The 1,293-nt window shown below is 76.7% G+C and carries 1 protein-coding gene; it reads right to left on the reverse strand.

From position 1 onward, the window contains the following. Positions 1-183: 183 nt before the first annotated feature. On the reverse strand, positions 184-1,290 hold the full coding sequence (locus AADR41_RS42090) for a DMT family transporter (protein WP_342287751.1): 1,107 nt from the start codon (positions 1,288-1,290) through the stop codon (positions 184-186). Positions 1,291-1,293 lie beyond the last annotated feature (3 nt).

A 1,293-nucleotide genomic window follows, 5' to 3' on the forward strand; every position in this document is an offset into this window, starting at 1 on the left:
GGAGAGGGGGAGAGGGCTGGGAGGGGAGCAGGTGGCGATGCGCTGTTCGCGCTGCCGGCCCCGGCCGTGCGGCGGTGCGCTGCTCGCGCCCGCGTCCCGGCCGGACGCGGCAGGTTCGTGCAGCTGCTCGTCCGCCTGCCGGACCACGCACCGCCGGGACTCCCCGGCCCCGCGCGGCGGCCGTCAGGCGTCCAGGGCCAGCCCGTCGCGGGACTCCGGCGCATCCGAGTCGTGCTCCTGCGCCTCCCTCCGCTCCCCCTTCGCCGCTTCCGCGCCGCGGAAGCGGCGGGAGGGGACGGTCAGCACGCCGAGGCAGGCGATGACCAGCGCGATGCCGGTCCAGCCGAGCACCGGCAGGTGTTCGCCCACGACCAGCACCGCGAACACCGCCGCCACGGCGGGCTCCAGCAGGGACAGGGTCGTCGCGGTGCTGACGGGGATCCGGGACAGGCCGTAGCCGAACAGGACGTACCCGGTGAACATCGGCACCAGCGCCATGTAGATCCCGACGCCCGCGTTCGTCCAGGAGTCGACCAGCGGTGCGCCGGTGGCCAGCAGCACCGGTACGAGCATCAGCCCGCCGAGACCGAACACCGCGCCCATGGCCGCCCGCGAGGTGACCGAGCGGGTGATGAGGCGGTGCGCCGCCCACGCGTACACGGCGTAGGTCAGGCCCGCGACCAGCCCGAGCGCCACGCCGACGACGGTCCCCCGGACGGAGCCGGCGCCCGCCCCGGTACCGGCCTGCGCGGCCTCGGCCGCACAGAGCAGCACCGTGCCGGCCAGCCCCAGGGCGGCCCCCGCCAGCCACCTCCGGGACAGGCGCCGCCCGTCGGCGAACCGCTCGATCAGGGCCGAGGCCAGCGGGGCCGAGCCGATGGAAACGACCGTTCCGACCGCGACCCCGGCCAGATGCATGGAGGTGTAGAACGCCAGCGGATACAGCGCCACGCCCGCTCCCCCGACGAGCACGATCCGCCACTGCGCCCTCAGCTCCGTACGGGCCCTCGCGATCCGGCGCCCGGCCAGCAGGGCCTGGAGCAGTCCGCCCAGGCCCATCGCGGCGGCGCCGATGGCCAGCGGCCCCACCTGGGGCGCGAAGGTCGCGGCGGTGCCCGTGGTGCCCCAGAGCACCGAGGCCAGCAGGACCGCGAGCGCGCCCAGGCCCGGTCCGGCGGGCTGGCTGGTGCTCGGGGCGGCGGTCGCGGGCCTGGCGGTCGTGCAGAGCCGGAGCTGTGCGCGGCGGCTGGGTCTCGGCGCGGACCGTGCGGGGGCCGCTCTCGCCGCCAAATA

The sequence above is a fragment of the Streptomyces sp. CLV115 genome (genome assembly GCF_038448545.1).
Lineage (GTDB): Bacteria > Actinomycetota > Actinomycetes > Streptomycetales > Streptomycetaceae > Streptomyces > Streptomyces sanglieri.